The organism is Paenibacillus sp. FSL F4-0087 (genome assembly GCF_038020215.1).
GTDB classification, from domain to species: domain Bacteria; phylum Bacillota; class Bacilli; order Paenibacillales; family Paenibacillaceae; genus Paenibacillus; species Paenibacillus taichungensis.
The window spans coordinates 324,630-339,201 of record NZ_JBBODJ010000001.1 but is presented as its reverse complement, the minus strand read 5'-3'; the positions used below and the strand labels follow the sequence as shown (position 1 = coordinate 339,201).

Sequence of the window (14,572 nt, the reverse complement as noted above, 5' to 3'; positions counted from 1 at the left end):
ATTACAGCTTAAGGAGGTGGGATCATGGCATTTGAAGGATTAACGACCCGATTGCAGAATGTGTTCAGCAAGCTGCGCGGCAAAGGCAAGGTGTCTGATGAAGATGTTGCTGAAGCTATGCGCGAGGTACGTCTGGCATTGCTCGAAGCGGATGTAAACTTCAAAGTGGTCAAGGAATTCATCGCCAAGGTGAAAGAGAAGGCTGTCGGCAAAGAAGTGATGGAGAGCTTCACGCCCGGAATGGTCATTATCGACATCGTAAACAAGGAACTGACGGATTTGATGGGTGGAAGCCAGTCGAAACTGGCTAAAGCCAACAAACCGCCTACGGTACTGATGATGGTTGGTTTGCAGGGTGCAGGTAAAACGACTACATCCGGTAAACTGGCTAAGATGCTGCAAAAGCAAAATAGCAGACCGTTACTTGTTGCAGGAGATATTTATCGTCCAGCAGCGATCAAACAGTTGCAAGTTCTCGGCGAGCAGATCAAAGCGCCAGTATTTACACTGGGAGATCAGACAAGCCCTGTAGAGATCGCACGTCAGGGTCTGCAGCACGCCAAGGATAACGGTAATGACTATGTCATTATCGATACAGCTGGACGTCTGCATGTCGATGAAGAACTGATGGAAGAACTTCGTCAGATTCACAGCGTAGTGAACCCGGATGAAGTACTGCTTGTCGTAGATAGCATGACTGGTCAGGATGCAGTTAATGTGGCAGAACACTTTAACCAGCAACTTGATCTGACCGGGGTGGTTCTGACTAAGCTTGATGGAGATACTCGTGGTGGTGCTGCACTGTCTGTTAAAGCAGTCACTGGTTGTCCAATCAAATTTGCTTCCCTTGGAGAGAAACTGGACGCACTTGAGCCTTTCCATCCAGAACGTATGGCTTCACGTATTCTTGGTATGGGTGACATGCTTTCTCTGATTGAGAAGGCGCAGTCCAACATTGATACCGAAAAAGCTAAGGAAATGGAACGGAAGATGCGTAATGCAGAATTCACGTTCGAAGATTTCCTTGAGCAAATGGATCAAGTGAAAAAGCTGGGGCCAATCGATCAGATCATGGACATGATTCCTGGTATGGGCAAGATGAAACAAGCCAAGGACCTGAAGGTTGATGATAAACAGATGGGCCGGATCGAAGCGATTGTGTACTCCATGACGACCGAAGAGAAACGCAACCCGGATATGATCAACCATAGCCGCCGGAAGCGGATTGCTACAGGTAGTGGAACATCCTTGGCCGAAGTAAACCGTCTGATCAAGCAGTTTGATGAGATGCGTCGCATGATGAAACAGTTCTCAGATATGATGGGACCTAAAGGCGGCAAAAATAAAGCGATGAAGCAGCTTAAGGGTCTGGGTAAAGGAATGAAGTTTCCTTTCCGTTGATTCCAATGGCAGCTGAACGATATACAGATTTCATTGAAGGAGGTGAATTTTCAAATGGCAGTTCGTATTCGTCTGAAACGTATGGGTGCTCACAAAGCTCCTTTCTACCGCGTAGTGGTATCGGATTCCCGTTCCCCACGTGACGGTCGTTTTATCGAGGAGATCGGTTACTACAACCCGGTTGAACAACCGGCTGTTGTAAAGATCGATGAAGATAAAGCATTGCAATGGCTTCAAAACGGTGCACAAGCATCCGACACTGTCCGCAACTTGCTGAGCAAAGCGGGCGTGATGAAGAAGTTCCACGAGTCTAAATTGACTAAATAAGGTGCTGATTCGGAGGGTCATCTATGGAAGAATTAGTAAGCATAATTGCTAAGGCTTTGGTCGATCATCCGGAAGATGTGGCGGTTCGGACGGTTGAGAAAGACCGGCTTGTCGTTTATGAGTTAACCGTTCATCCTGACGATGTTGGGAAAGTGATTGGTAAACAGGGACGAATCGCAAAGTCTCTTCGTACGGTCGTCACATCAGCAGCAGTTAAGATGGATAAACGGGTAACCGTTGATATCATATCTTAAAGATATACGAAAGGGGGTTAGGATGCATGTCCTAGCCCCTTTTCGTGCATGCTGAAACTTAAATCATAGGATTGAAATAGCTCGTCAAGTATGATGTTCTGCGGAAGAAGTGAAGAGTACGGAATCGATTCTGAAGGAGCGTTAAGATAACAGCGATCCGAAGAACGATCCGTAACCGGAGGGGCGCAGGAAGATCATCACACATGAGTACCAATATGAATGGAGTGTAGGAGGAAAGTATGGCAGAGTTTATGAATGTAGGTAAAATTGTCAATACGCATGGAATTCGCGGCGAGGTGAGAATCATGCCTCTAACTGATTTCCCGGAAGTGCGTTTTGCGAAAAATGCAGAGTTGTTTTTCTTTACACCAGATAATCATCCAGTCATGGTTAACGTGGAATCTGCACGTTTGCATAAAAATATGTATATTCTTCGTCTGAAAGAGTATGGCAACATTAATGAAGTAGAGAAGTTTAAGGGCGGCATGGCCAAAGTGTTAAAAGAGAATCTGGCAGAGCTGGAGGAAGGTGAGTACTACTTCCATCAAATCGTTGGGTGTTCTGTCATCACCGAAGAGGGTGATACACTTGGAACCATCTCTGAGATTTTGACTCCTGGAGCGAATGATGTATGGGTTGTCAAAACGCCTGCAGGCAAAGAAATTCTGCTTCCGGTTATTGATGATGTTGTTCTTGACGTGGACGTTGCAGAGAAGCAAGTCAAGGTTCACCTGATGGAAGGGCTGCTGTAACATGAAAGTGGATGTATTAACCCTATTCCCGGAAATGTTTGACGGTGTGTTCGGAACCAGCATTCTGGGCAAAGCCCAAACCAAAGGACTTGTATCTTTGGGAGCAACAAACTTTCGAAATTTTGCGACCAACAAACATAATACAGTTGACGATGCACCTTACGGCGGAGGTGGGGGTATGGTATTGAAGCCAGATCCCATCTTTGCTGCTGTCGAGGATGTATTAGAACAACGGGGCGAAGCTGCGGCAACGATGAAACCCCCACGTATCATTCTAATGTGCCCGCAAGGTGAGACGTTCACACAGAAAAAAGCAGAGGAACTTGTACAAGAAGATCATCTGATTTTTATTTGCGGACATTATGAAGGCTACGATGAGCGTATCCGAGAGTTTCTCGTAACGGACGAATTGTCAATTGGTGATTACGTGCTGACGGGTGGCGAACTGCCTGCGATGGTGGCGATTGACAGTATTGTACGCCTTATTCCGGGTGTACTGGGTAATGAGACAAGTGCTGTAACGGATTCATTCAGTACCGGATTGCTTGAATACCCGCACTACACACGTCCTCCGGAATTCAGAGGTATGAAGGTTCCAGATATGCTGTTATCCGGACATCATCTGAATATTGAGGCATGGCGCAGGGAGCAATCCTTGCTTCGTACGCTGGAACGCAGACCGGATATGTTGGAGACGGCGGACTTGACGGACAAAGAACGGATTTGGCTAAATAAACTTCGTTCCGAACGTGAAAAGAATGTAGAGTAATTTGATGATATCTGCGTTTGAGCACGTAAATAATCTCTTTCGAAAGCCTGAAAGACCAGCCTTGTGTTATATAGGTTGGTCTTTTTCTATATTGAACATTTTTGGCCGCTTTGAACATTTTTGCATGTTCCGAAATAGGGTTGTATAAACTGAAAAATTTCTTTATGGTGATCTCAGCTAGAAGCGTATAAAGACGAAATGCTGAGGAGGAAGAATATGAATCATCAGCCGTATGAAGTTGGAAGAGTGAATATTAGCGAAGCTGGAGAGCGCTGCAAGATGCTTCTGGGAGATCTGAATGGAGATGGCAGGCTTGAGATGCTGTTGGTGCAGGCAGATGGTGGCATAGATGACCGTTACGTCCCGCATCAGGTATGCTGCTTGTCGGCATATGATCTGGATGGAGCTTTAATATGGCAGGTCGGGACACCGGACCCGAATGCTGGCGGTCCAGGATCAGACTATCCCGCTCAGATTGCAGATTGGGATGGGGACGGAAATAATGAAGTGCTGTGTGTAATGAACAAACAATTGCTTATCCTGGACGGAAGAACCGGAGAGATAAAGAAGCGTCATGAGTTGCCTGGAGAGCAAGCGCATGACTGTATTATTCTTGCAAATCTGACTGGTGACCAACACACAATGGATATCCTGCTGAAGGATCGGTATAAGACATTATGGGCATTAGATCATGATTTTAATTTGCTGTGGAAGCATGAAGGCAATATAGGTCATTTTCCGTGGGTCTACGATATCGATGGGGATGGTAAAGATGAAGTGATGGCCGGGTATGACATGCTGGATCATGATGGAGCATTATTATGGTCCTGTCAGAATCTTGATGATCACGCAGACTGTATATGGTTTGGCGATGTGGACGAGGACGGGGAGGTTGAAATTGTTATCGGTGGCAGTGTCACGGTGATGATGGATCGGCACGGTAATGAAAAATGGCGTTATGAGGATACGATTGAATCACAGCATATTGCATTGGGGAAATTTTATGGAGAAAGACAAGGATTACAGATTGCTGGCCTGGATCGGATTATTCGTGGAGATGAGAATGGTAAGGATGGAATGTTTATGCTGGATAGCGACGGAAAGGAACTTTGGAAAGAAGATCGTAAAACTCGTGGGTGGTTAACCATTATTGAGCCTGTACGCAACTGGGATGACAGCGGGCTTGACTATATCCTGGCTTATCGTCGAGGTGGAGGTGTCCTACCATCTTTGATTAATGGTAATATGCAAACGGTTGCAGCGTTTGGAAAAGAGGGCTACGCCGTACATGCAGACTTGTGTCAGAGCGGAAGGGAACAGGTCATCATCTATGATGCACATGAGGCGGTGATCTATTCCAACTCAGTGATGGAGGTAACCACTCCAACCTCTTTGGGCATAAAAAGAGCCCAGCTTCAGCCAAAAAGGCTGTATAGCTCGACTCTTTATCCAGGCGGGGAAGTTTCAATCTAGCTTAATGACTGATCTCTACGACAGGAAGGATTTCCTGTTGTTGGTCTGATTCAGGATGGAGCAATGCAGCCAAATCGGTTCCTGTCGTAACCGTTAATCGAGGGAGCTTCATAGGATTATCCCCAGGTCGAACAAATCCTGAACGTACGGAAAAGGCCATGCGATACCCATTTTGCTGCAGCTGATAGATCATCTGCGTGCTGGTATAACCGAAAGGGTAGGCAAGATACGGCGTATCAATACCAGTTTCTTTCATCAGCTTGACGTCATCATTGAGCAAGCTTGTATCGAGTCCGACGGGCACGTTGTCGCCGCAACGCATATATCCCTTGTGATGCAGATTATAGGTATGGCTGTTAAACTCAAAGACGTCTTTAGCGGCCTGCATCTCCTGTTTGGAGATAAACGTATTTTTGGCAGGATCAAAAGGTGAAGGCTGATCCTGAATTTTGCTGCCGATTACAAACAGGGAAGCATGGAAATTATATTTTTTGAGCACAGGGTAGGCTAAAGTATAATTGTTCTGATACCCATCATCAAAGGTGATGACAATCGATTTTTTTGGTAGAGAGATCTGTCCATTCACATATTGTTCAAGTTGCTCCAGTGTAATTGTGTTGTAGCCTTCTTCATGCAAATATTTCATATTTTCTTCGAAGTCTTCCAGATTAATGATCGATTTGTTGTTTGTTTCATGATTATTAATTTTGGGCTGTATGTAATGATACATCAGTACAGGTACTTCAGTAGCCGAATCTTGTGCGATGTGAAAGGTAGCCAGATCAAGTACAGGTTTGCTGGAATAATCGGAGTGAGACATTAGAAATGCCTTACGTTTGACCATATCCCAGGACGTGCATGCTTTGTGAGACATTGCATTGGTAGGATGAGTTACCGCATACGCATACATTGTAATGGTACAAGTGAGTAATGCGAGTGCAGCAAGAGCAATTTTTTTGAAGTATTTCATAATTCGTTTGGTTCTCCTTTTGCCATTTCATTTCTTCGTGGAATTACATTTTTAGATGCATCACCAAGTAATCCAACAAGCTATATCATAGACGATCTTTCTTGACAGAAAGTTACAGTATTTTTTCCGTCTAATACTTGACTTATTCAAGAATACTAATTATGACAATCCATAGGGCGAAGCTTTGATGTCCATAAAGGAATTGTGTAGAAAAGCGCATGGACAGGTGTGTTTTAATGGAATTGTAATGTGACTATAATAAAATTCAGGACGTATTTAAAATGAACGTTATAGCGGATAACGCCTATATTGGAGTAAAGGAAATTAATGAGAATTAAAGGGCATTGAAGAACCGAAGAGTTCTGTCAGCAATTTGTTTATTTTTCCTTGTGTTTTGTTATGGTGCGTGATACAATAAGTCTGTTATGTGGAATACGGCGGTCCTCTATGGATAATGAAGGAGACAAGGTGTTCTCTGGAAGAAGTATGAACGCCTGTACGGAAGGAGGGAGTCATAGATGAATATCGTTCAAGCGATTACACAAGAACAACTTCGTAAAGATATTCCGAGTTTTCGTCCTGGTGACACTTTGAAAGTGCACGTTAAGGTAATCGAGGGAACTCGTGAGCGTATCCAATTGTTCGAAGGTGTTGTGATTAAACGCCGTGGTGGTGGAATCAGTGAGACTTTTACAGTTCGTAAAATTTCTTACGGTGTAGGTGTGGAAAGAGCTTTCCCGCTTCATTCCCCTAAAATCGATAGAATCGAAGTGGCTCGCCGTGGTAAAGTGCGTCGTGCGAAGCTTTATTATCTTCGTGAACTACGCGGTAAAGCAGCGAGAATTAAAGAAATTCGTTAATATAACGGATACCGGGGAGGGCTTGGAGACAAGCCCTTTTCGTTTTTGTCCGGGAAAAGTTGAACCGGAGGTGCACTTCCGAGTAAAATGGTATGGCGGCACACGCGCGAATAGTCCGGGAGGCTTGTGAAATCAGTTATTGAAGGACATTTGAATTGTGGATTAAATGTACTGGTAATGCTTGCGTGTAAGATTACATAACTGATGATGTGTAAAAACTGCTATAACATGTACTGTGAAGAGAGGAAGATCATTAATGGAACAGGAAGTTCAACAGGACCAGGGCAATACTGCCGAAGAGAAAGGCAGTCGATCCAAAAAAGCCAAAAATGAAATTTTCGAATGGCTTAAAGCCATCGTGATCGCACTAGTACTTGTCATTTTAATTCGGTGGTTACTGTTCAAACCGTTTGTTGTGGACGGGCCTTCCATGCAGCCGAATTTTCATACAGGTGAACGTGTAATCGTCAATGAAATTTTATATGATATTAGGGAACCACAGCGCGGAGAAGTAATTGTATTCCACGTTCCTACCGAAGGCCGTGATTTCATTAAACGTGTCATTGCTGTCGCTGGTGATACCGTTGAGGTTCAGGACGATACAGTTCTCGTCAATGGTAAAAAAGTCGATGAGACTTACATTCAGGGAGCCATCGATGCTGCAGAAGCGAACGGTGGAACCTATAACGTGAAGGACTTCCCTAATGAACAATTCCCGGATGGGAAAGTACCTGAAGGTCATGTTTTTGTAATGGGGGATAACCGTCCGAACAGTACGGATAGCCGAATGATCGGTTATGTATCACTGAAGGATATTGTAGGTCGTGCAGATGTGATTTTCTGGCCGATCGGCGATATCAAATGGATTAACCATTAATATGAATGCAGGATATATAAGCAAAATATAAAATGTACACCAAAACGTAGAGGGTTGAACTAATCTGGGGATAATAGAGATCTAAGATGGTTTTACCAGCGAAGTGATGCGGTGTGCATGTTATAGAAAAAGTTTATATATCAACAAATAATGAGGTGAAGACAAGGTGACGATTCAATGGTTTCCAGGTCATATGACCCGAGCCAGACGCCAGATTCAGGATAAGTTAAAGCTGATTGACGTGGTCATCGAACTGCTGGATGCCCGTCTGCCTGTCTCCAGCCGCAACCCGATGATTGACGAGATTTTACAGGGCAAACCCCGGATGATTTTGTTGAATAAGTCCGACTTGGCGGATGCGAAAGTAACGCAAGAATGGATTGAATATTTCAAAAAAGAGGGAATCACTGCTTTCCCTGTAGATGCTTCAACAGGTACCAACGTGAAAGACATTCCAACACAAGCAAAGCTTCTCCTAAAAGAAAAAATTGACCGTCAAATAGCTAAAGGGATTAACCCTAGAGCGGTTCGTGGACTGATTGTTGGTATTCCAAACGTGGGTAAATCCACGCTGATTAACCGACTGGCTGGACGGAACATTGCGGCAACGGGAGATCGTCCTGGTGTGACAAAGGGACAACAGTGGATCAAAGTTGGTAAAGAGATGGAACTGTTGGATACCCCCGGTATTCTGTGGCCGAAATTTGAAGATCAAAACGTGGGTTATCGTCTTGCGGTAACAGGTGCAATTAAGGAAGAGATTCTGAATGCAGAAGACATCGCCTTTTTTGGCATCAGTTATCTAATGCGTTATTACTGGGAATCTCTTGAAGAACGATACGGACTTCAGGAGTTCTCCAAGGATGCGGATGATTCTGACAGCGTTGTTGCGATCATGGAACAGGTTGGTCGTATACGTGGTTGTGTGGTAAGTGGTGGGCGTATCGATTTGGAAAAGGCATCGCGAGCTTTTCTGCGTGAACTGCGTGCGGGCAAAATGGGACGTTTCTCTATGGAAGCTCCTTATTAAATAAGAGACAACTGCCGAAAGAAGCGGCCGTTACCGGATTACCGGGAGCGGTCGCTTTTTGTCGTACTGGAATTAAAGCAGAGGAACCTTGATTGATCTGGAAGGTGATTCTAGAAAATTGCACTTAATGGGATTGTATTGTACGTATATCTGGGTCTCTTAAATCATGCTATGATGAATGATGAAGATTTAGCCTGCTCAGTGCTGAATATCTTCAATTTAAGCCAACAGATACCGATAAAATAATAACTCATCATCGTATTATCATATATGCTTTACAGAAGTTTATTTCTTATTTAATAGGATCTGATAGAACAAAAATCGGGAATCTACGTCTATATAATAAAATGATATAAAGTGATGCGTTAAGCAAGAGTGGGCAGAGGAGATGACACCGTAATGAATGAAATGAATGAGTTAACTGAATTGACGCAACTGGATGCCCTGGTTGAACCGAAAAAGAAGAAAAAAGAATTGGTGGAGCCCAAAGATCTGCTGATCTATGAGCGTGAATATTGGGAAAGCGGATTTGAACATATTGCCGGAATTGATGAAGTGGGACGTGGTTGTTTATTTGGAGATGTAGTAGCGGCAGCCGTTATTTTACCTCGTGAGCTGATTCTGGAAGGCGTTAATGATTCCAAGAAATTAACGGAGAAAAAGCGCGACGCATTATATGACATCATAATGGAAAAGGCGTTGGCAGTGGGAATTGGTTATGCGGATGCGGAAACGATTGATCAACTGAATATTAAACAGGCTGCAAGGCTTGCCATGAAACGTGCGGTAGAGGCCCTTGAGGACGTGCCGGACTACCTGTTGGTGGATGCCGAAAAGGTAGATGTGAATATACCACAGTTATCCATTATTAAAGGTGATGCAAATAGTCAATCCATTGCGGCAGCATCCATTATTGCGAAGGTTACCCGGGATAGGCTTTGCAAGGAGGATTGGGATACGTTATATCCGGAATATGGTTTATCGATACATAAGGGATATGCAACGAAATTTCATCGTGAACAAATTATGGCTCTTGGTGCTACACCCATGCATCGTCGCAGTTTTCTCGGCAATCTGCTCGGAGAACAGCACACTTTATTTTAATTAGACCATACGCGGAGGGAGGGGAAGGTTATGAATATAAGTTCCGTGATTCGTGGGTTACTGGGGGATAGTAAACCGGGAAATGCCAAGCCATTGGAGTTAAAGGAAGGCCAGGTTGTACGTGGTTCTGTGGTTAGTGTATCCGATGATGGAGCAGATGCGGTTCTTCAGATTCAGGGTGTGCAGGTGCGTGCAAAACTAGAAACCCCGCTTCGCCCAGGTGAAACAACTCTGCTTCAGGTTCAGCCTCCAGGTGAAAATGGCGTAACGGTAATGAAACCACTGACGGGTACATTAGCAGAGCTGCCACAGGCATCTCTGAACAATTTGCTTCAGGAGGTAGGCTTGCCGGATACCAAGGGGAATCGGGAACTGTTGTTAGCTATGCAGCGAAGTGGATTACCTTTAACCAAGGATAATGTAGCCATGGTTCAAAATATGATAACAGCAAAACCTGCACAAGTGCCTGTCGAAGAATGGGTTCAGGCGACAGGTATTGCTTTTCAGCGTGGTCTTCCGGTTACAGCGGAAACGGTAAAGGGCTTGCATCAAGCTGTATTTGGCCCGCCACTACATCAGTTGTTGAAGGGTTTGGCTGAACAGCTGGAGTCCATGCTGACCCAAACCGCAGGTAAACCGCTGCCGACTGCTGAACAGGCAGCTACAGTGAAGAATAACATTACGGCTGGAGTGCCTATACCTTCAAACGGAGAGCAGACGGGAGGAAACTTAGCTGCGTCAGGCGGTAACCGTCAGGTAGGAGGAACAACCGGATTGTCCGGGCAACCCGTGCCTGGTGCGACTGCTGGTGGTACTCCAATGGCTGATGGATCTGTGGAAACAGCTGGTGGTGCGGTTAAAGGCAATGGGCAGACTGGAGCAGGGACTGCCGAGAGTGCTGGGATAAAAGCAGGGACTAGCCATGTTGAAACTGCTGGCAAGGTGGGTACAGGTATTCCGGCAGGAACCGGAATACCTGGTGAGAGCCCGCGTGCAGTTGACGCGGGTGTTGCTGGGAGCCGCCCAGGTACGCCGGGTGCTGCTGTGGATGTTACGGCTGGCCGAGTGATAGCGGGCCAGCCTGAGGGGGGCGCGGCCGGGCGAACTGACGGCCACGTTGAAACGCCTGCTGCTGCGGGGTCTACCGCTTCCGCAGCAGGGCAGGCGGCGCCAGCAGCTCCATCGGCAGCGCAGCTGGCGCCCAAGCTACTGGCGCTGCTGGACGCGCTGCGCAGCGCGTCCATAGCCGCACCGGCACAGCCAGGTGCGGCGACACAGGCCGCCCCTGCATCGCAGGGCGGCTCGGTGGCTGCGGCTGCCGGAGGCGTGCCGCAGCCTTTGCCAGCCGGCGCAGACGCGCTGCCGGCTGGCGGTAGTGCATCTGCGCCTGCGGGAGCTGCGGCGGCGCCCGTCACCCACGAGGGGGACCCGTGGGTGGGGCGTGTGCTGAAGCTGCTCGGTGCGGAGCACGAGCAGCAGGCAGTTCACGGCGCGGCTGCGCAGGCGCGCGTGGGGGATGTGGCGAGTCCGGGAACCGCGGACACGCTCAAGGGCTTGCTGCTGCAGCTTGCCAGCAGCGATGGTGCACCGGCGGCACTCAAGGATGTCGCCGGACAGGCTGTGCAATTTCTGACAGGTCAGCAGTTATTGCTGACAACAGATCGCAGTGCTACCTTTGCCCAGATGCACTGGTTTATCCCCATTACCGGACCTGACGGAGAAGAGACGGCTTCCGTTCAGATTCAATCACGCCGTGGGCAACGCGGTGAATTGGATGCATCCAACTGCCGCCTGTGGTTTGATCTGGACATGAAAAGTCTTGGTCCAACGTTGGTGGATGTGCATGTTGTTAATAATATCGTCAGTCTGCGTGTACTAAATGATGGCGAAGGAATGGGACCGCTCTTGGAAAGTGGACGCGAAGAGATCCATAAGGCGCTAGACAAGTTGGGTTATCAGTTGCTGACTTTCAAGGCGGAACCCTGGCCTGTGGGCCAGGAACCGGGTGCCGAACGGAAAATGACTGCCTCGGACTACAGTCCTGAACGATACAAAGGGGTGGACATGCGGGTATGAAAGAGGATTCGCAACCGGACCTAATGTCCAAAAAGGCCGTTGCTTTAAAATATGTACCTGGTGAGAGCGAAGCACCAGTGGTCGTAGCCAAAGGCCGTGGCAAAGTGGCGGAAGCCATTCTGGATAAAGCCAAGGAAAATGGTGTGCCTGTTCAGGAGGATGCCGCACTTGTCGAAGTGCTTTCTAAACTGGATTTGGACGAACAAATCCCGGCGGAACTGTATCAGCTGGTGGCGGAAGTGTTGACCTACATTTATCGTGCTGACCGTCTAGCTTCTGGACGAGAGGAAGAGGAATCATGGTAGAGCACAGATCAGAACAGAGTCCAGCTTCAAAACTGACACGTCAGCAAAAAGGACGATTGGGTGAAGAAGCTGCTTGCGACTGGCTTCGTGAGCATGATTATCGCATTTTGAAGCGCAATTGGCGCTGCAGACGCGGAGAGATTGATATCGTTGCTTCTCGTGAAGACATGATCATTTTTATTGAAGTCCGCAGTAGAAGCGGAACTGCGCAGTTTGGTACACCACAGGAGTCGGTAGATATTCGTAAAATGCAGCAGGTACGTGCAACGGCATCTGTATATTTGCAAATGACGGGAGAGACAAATCATCAAATCCGTTTTGATGTGATCGCAGTCATGCTGGATAAAGCAGGCGAAATTGTTTCAATTGATCATATTATGAATGCATTCTGAGTTTCTGCTACATAAACGATTCTTCTAAATGTGTTAACCCACAAGAAAGACACTTAAAATAGTGACTCTCTTGTGGGTTATTTTTTTGGACAAGTTATTGGTAAGAAAGAAATTAAGAAAACATAACTAATATACATGCGACAAACAACAATACATATTGTATCGTATTATGGATTATTAAAATTATCCTCGTTGTGATTATTTACTTTTTCGATTGTTAATGGACTACATTCTAATTATTAATTCTCTAATAGAAGCTCAAACGAGGTGTGTAAATCCAGTCTAAATTATAGAGTTACCTGTGATAAAATGCCCTTTTTCTCTTTATTATTCATATGTCCTTACTCAAATTCGTTTTAATTCCATAAACAATGAAGCCTTATGTGTTTTCTAACACTGTTGCTTGTCGACAAAAAGACTGGAGCACATAAAAAAGATAGATACAAAATGTATCATTTATAATAAAATGAGAAAAGAAAATATAAAAAAAGAGGTGTGAACTATGAAAGAAATTAAATCTGCTGCAGAAAAAAAAGAAAAACAGGTGTGGGAGACCCCTCGAATGGAAGTGTTGGATATTAGTGAAACCATGAACGGTGGCGAGGGAATTTGGCAATATGTGTGGCAAGGGGACTTCTGGAAGCTCGAAATGCTAGTCAGTTAAATTAATGTAATCTATTTTTTCATGTTTTAAAAGAATTAACTAATATATTTCGATGAGGTGAACTGTTGGTCATGAGTAATCATTGGAAATGGATAGTTCGTGTAAGTTTGTTTTTATTATTTTCTGGCGTATTTAGTTGGATGCATACTGAAACAACATATGCCTCTTCCAAAGGTGTTACTGGAAGAGAAGTCAGCACGAGTCTTGCTCAGGCTTCCAGTATTCTTGGACAAATTACGGATAAAGACGGTTTCCCAGTAAAAGATGCAGAGGTGACCATCACGCAGAAAACTGGTGGAACAATAGTGGAAACGGTAAAGACCGATTCGACGGGGAAGTTTTTGTTTGAAATCACGATAAGTGGAAGTACAAACTTCTCCATTAAAGCAGTTGCCAAGGGTTACTTGGTAGAATCGGGAGGGAATTCTAGTAATATTACCTTGAAGCCAGGGGATAAAAAAGAAGTGAATTTATTACTTTCTGAACCATTTACCCTTGTAGGAAGAATCACTAACGAATCAGGCAACCCTATTGAAGGTGCTTCTATAAAAATCGCGATTGCAAATAAGTTAGTGAAGACAGACAAGGATGGTAATTATGCCATCACAGGTATTGATATTTATCCTCCCAAAGATGTTGCGGTTCAGATTTTTGCAACGGACTATGGTTCTTATTTGCGTTATGTCACGGTGTCTTACGGGAATACAATAAAAATGAATTTAATACTACCAGACGTTTCTGATGTAAATGGCACAGTGGTGGATGAAGACGGGAGAGCGATCTCAGGGGCTAAAGTGACCATAGATAATTTCCAGACAACAACAGACAGTCAAGGCAAGTACTCTATGAAGCAGCTCTACCCGGGAAGGAGTACAATTTCTGTTGAAGCTAAGGACTATTTAAGACAAAGCATTGAGGTAATCTTGGTGAAGGGACCAAATAATAAATTTGATTTCATTCTGAAGAAACATTTAGACAAAACCCCGCCTGTAACCAAATATACTTTAGTTCCTTTGACAGAGGTATCCAACGGAAAGCAATATATTAATGGTTTTAATTTTAAGTTAAAGGCAACGGACGAAGTTAACGGATCAGGTTTGAAAATGACCCAGTACAGAATCAATGGGGGTGAATGGATCACGTTTACCGTACCAATAAAAATCTATGCTCCTGATGTCAAAACAGTGGAGTATTTCAGCACGGATGTCGCCGGCAACCAAGAAAAAATAAACAAAATGGATTTTGTGAATGGGAAATATGAAGGAGCAGGATCATACCCTTATTGATTAAATAGCTATTTATAATGAAGAAAGGCGAC

Annotated in this window: 16 protein-coding genes; 15 read left to right on the top strand and 1 reads right to left on the bottom strand. The window is 45.2% G+C overall.

Annotated elements, in window-relative coordinates; genetic code table 11:
* Positions 1-24 precede the first annotated feature (24 nt).
* The 6 genes from ffh (at position 25) to MHB84_RS01655 (ending at position 4,976) form a co-directional block, all read left to right on the top strand.
* Complete coding sequence (gene ffh / locus MHB84_RS01680; RefSeq protein WP_024630183.1) at positions 25-1,401, top strand: signal recognition particle protein; 1,377 nt, start codon at positions 25-27, stop codon at positions 1,399-1,401.
* Between the two features lie 54 nt (positions 1,402-1,455).
* Entirely contained in the window at positions 1,456-1,728 is a 273-nt protein-coding gene (rpsP, locus tag MHB84_RS01675) for a 30S ribosomal protein S16 (protein ID WP_024630184.1), read from the top strand.
* Positions 1,729-1,751: 23 nt separating this feature from the next.
* On the top strand, positions 1,752-1,982 hold the full coding sequence (locus tag MHB84_RS01670; protein ID WP_024630185.1) for a KH domain-containing protein: 231 nt from the start codon (positions 1,752-1,754) through the stop codon (positions 1,980-1,982).
* 239 nt (positions 1,983-2,221) lie between these two features.
* A complete protein-coding gene (gene rimM, locus MHB84_RS01665) occupies positions 2,222-2,734 on the top strand; it encodes a ribosome maturation factor RimM (protein WP_076289484.1) in 513 nt (170 codons plus the stop codon).
* Position 2,735: 1 nt separating this feature from the next.
* Positions 2,736-3,503: a tRNA (guanosine(37)-N1)-methyltransferase TrmD gene (gene trmD / locus MHB84_RS01660; RefSeq protein ID WP_076289485.1), complete on the top strand. Its 768-nt coding sequence runs from the start codon at positions 2,736-2,738 to the stop codon at positions 3,501-3,503.
* Between the two features lie 216 nt (positions 3,504-3,719).
* Positions 3,720-4,976 (top strand): hypothetical protein, encoded by a 1,257-nt coding sequence (locus MHB84_RS01655; protein ID WP_076289486.1) that lies wholly within the window; start codon positions 3,720-3,722, stop codon positions 4,974-4,976.
* Position 4,977: 1 nt separating this feature from the next.
* Here MHB84_RS01655 and MHB84_RS01650 read toward each other — a convergent pair whose 3' ends face one another.
* Complete coding sequence (locus MHB84_RS01650) at positions 4,978-5,946, bottom strand: polysaccharide deacetylase family protein (RefSeq protein WP_076289487.1); 969 nt, start codon at positions 5,944-5,946, stop codon at positions 4,978-4,980.
* A 518-nt stretch (positions 5,947-6,464) separates the two neighbouring features.
* On the opposite strand from MHB84_RS01650, the gene rplS reads away from it, so the two are divergent.
* From rplS to MHB84_RS01605, 9 genes are all read left to right on the top strand, one after another.
* A complete protein-coding gene (gene rplS, locus MHB84_RS01645; protein ID WP_024630190.1) occupies positions 6,465-6,806 on the top strand; it encodes a 50S ribosomal protein L19 in 342 nt (113 codons plus the stop codon).
* A gap of 256 nt (positions 6,807-7,062) precedes the next feature.
* The gene (gene lepB / locus MHB84_RS01640; RefSeq protein ID WP_076289488.1) at positions 7,063-7,683 is read left to right on the top strand and encodes a signal peptidase I; all 621 of its coding nucleotides are present in this window, start codon (positions 7,063-7,065) and stop codon (positions 7,681-7,683) included.
* A gap of 166 nt (positions 7,684-7,849) precedes the next feature.
* Positions 7,850-8,713, top strand: a complete 864-nt coding sequence (gene ylqF, locus MHB84_RS01635) for a ribosome biogenesis GTPase YlqF (protein WP_076289489.1) — start codon at positions 7,850-7,852, stop codon at positions 8,711-8,713.
* Positions 8,714-9,112: 399 nt separating this feature from the next.
* A complete protein-coding gene (locus MHB84_RS01630) occupies positions 9,113-9,817 on the top strand; it encodes a ribonuclease HII (protein ID WP_083678918.1) in 705 nt (234 codons plus the stop codon).
* 30 nt (positions 9,818-9,847) lie between these two features.
* Positions 9,848-11,893, top strand: a complete 2,046-nt coding sequence (locus MHB84_RS01625; protein WP_076289490.1) for a hypothetical protein — start codon at positions 9,848-9,850, stop codon at positions 11,891-11,893.
* On the top strand, positions 11,890-12,198 hold the full coding sequence (locus tag MHB84_RS01620; RefSeq protein ID WP_076289491.1) for an EscU/YscU/HrcU family type III secretion system export apparatus switch protein: 309 nt from the start codon (positions 11,890-11,892) through the stop codon (positions 12,196-12,198). Before MHB84_RS01625 ends, MHB84_RS01620 begins: the two co-directional genes overlap by 4 nt.
* Positions 12,192-12,590, top strand: coding sequence for a YraN family protein (locus tag MHB84_RS01615; protein ID WP_076289492.1), 399 nt, complete (start codon positions 12,192-12,194; stop codon positions 12,588-12,590). Before MHB84_RS01620 ends, MHB84_RS01615 begins: the two co-directional genes overlap by 7 nt.
* 502 nt (positions 12,591-13,092) lie before the next feature.
* Positions 13,093-13,254: a paeninodin family lasso peptide gene (locus MHB84_RS01610; protein WP_143764704.1), complete on the top strand. Its 162-nt coding sequence runs from the start codon at positions 13,093-13,095 to the stop codon at positions 13,252-13,254.
* Between the two features lie 71 nt (positions 13,255-13,325).
* Positions 13,326-14,540 (top strand): carboxypeptidase-like regulatory domain-containing protein, encoded by a 1,215-nt coding sequence (locus tag MHB84_RS01605; protein ID WP_076289493.1) that lies wholly within the window; start codon positions 13,326-13,328, stop codon positions 14,538-14,540.
* Positions 14,541-14,572: the final 32 nt, after the last annotated feature.

Coding starts and splice junctions, on each gene's coding strand:
- MHB84_RS01615 (WP_076289492.1), top strand. CDS start 12,192: ATGGTAGAGCACAGATCAGAACAGAGTCCAGCTTCAAAACTGACACGT.
- MHB84_RS01625 (WP_076289490.1), top strand. CDS start 9,848: ATGAATATAAGTTCCGTGATTCGTGGGTTACTGGGGGATAGTAAACCG.
- MHB84_RS01650 (WP_076289487.1), bottom strand. CDS start 5,946: ATGAAATACTTCAAAAAAATTGCTCTTGCTGCACTCGCATTACTCACT.
- MHB84_RS01630 (WP_083678918.1), top strand. CDS start 9,113: ATGAATGAAATGAATGAGTTAACTGAATTGACGCAACTGGATGCCCTG.
- MHB84_RS01605 (WP_076289493.1), top strand. CDS start 13,326: ATGAGTAATCATTGGAAATGGATAGTTCGTGTAAGTTTGTTTTTATTA.
- lepB (WP_076289488.1), top strand. CDS start 7,063: ATGGAACAGGAAGTTCAACAGGACCAGGGCAATACTGCCGAAGAGAAA.
- MHB84_RS01655 (WP_076289486.1), top strand. CDS start 3,720: ATGAATCATCAGCCGTATGAAGTTGGAAGAGTGAATATTAGCGAAGCT.
- MHB84_RS01610 (WP_143764704.1), top strand. CDS start 13,093: ATGAAAGAAATTAAATCTGCTGCAGAAAAAAAAGAAAAACAGGTGTGG.
- ffh (WP_024630183.1), top strand. CDS start 25: ATGGCATTTGAAGGATTAACGACCCGATTGCAGAATGTGTTCAGCAAG.
- MHB84_RS01620 (WP_076289491.1), top strand. CDS start 11,890: ATGAAAGAGGATTCGCAACCGGACCTAATGTCCAAAAAGGCCGTTGCT.
- trmD (WP_076289485.1), top strand. CDS start 2,736: ATGAAAGTGGATGTATTAACCCTATTCCCGGAAATGTTTGACGGTGTG.
- MHB84_RS01670 (WP_024630185.1), top strand. CDS start 1,752: ATGGAAGAATTAGTAAGCATAATTGCTAAGGCTTTGGTCGATCATCCG.
- rplS (WP_024630190.1), top strand. CDS start 6,465: ATGAATATCGTTCAAGCGATTACACAAGAACAACTTCGTAAAGATATT.
- rpsP (WP_024630184.1), top strand. CDS start 1,456: ATGGCAGTTCGTATTCGTCTGAAACGTATGGGTGCTCACAAAGCTCCT.
- rimM (WP_076289484.1), top strand. CDS start 2,222: ATGGCAGAGTTTATGAATGTAGGTAAAATTGTCAATACGCATGGAATT.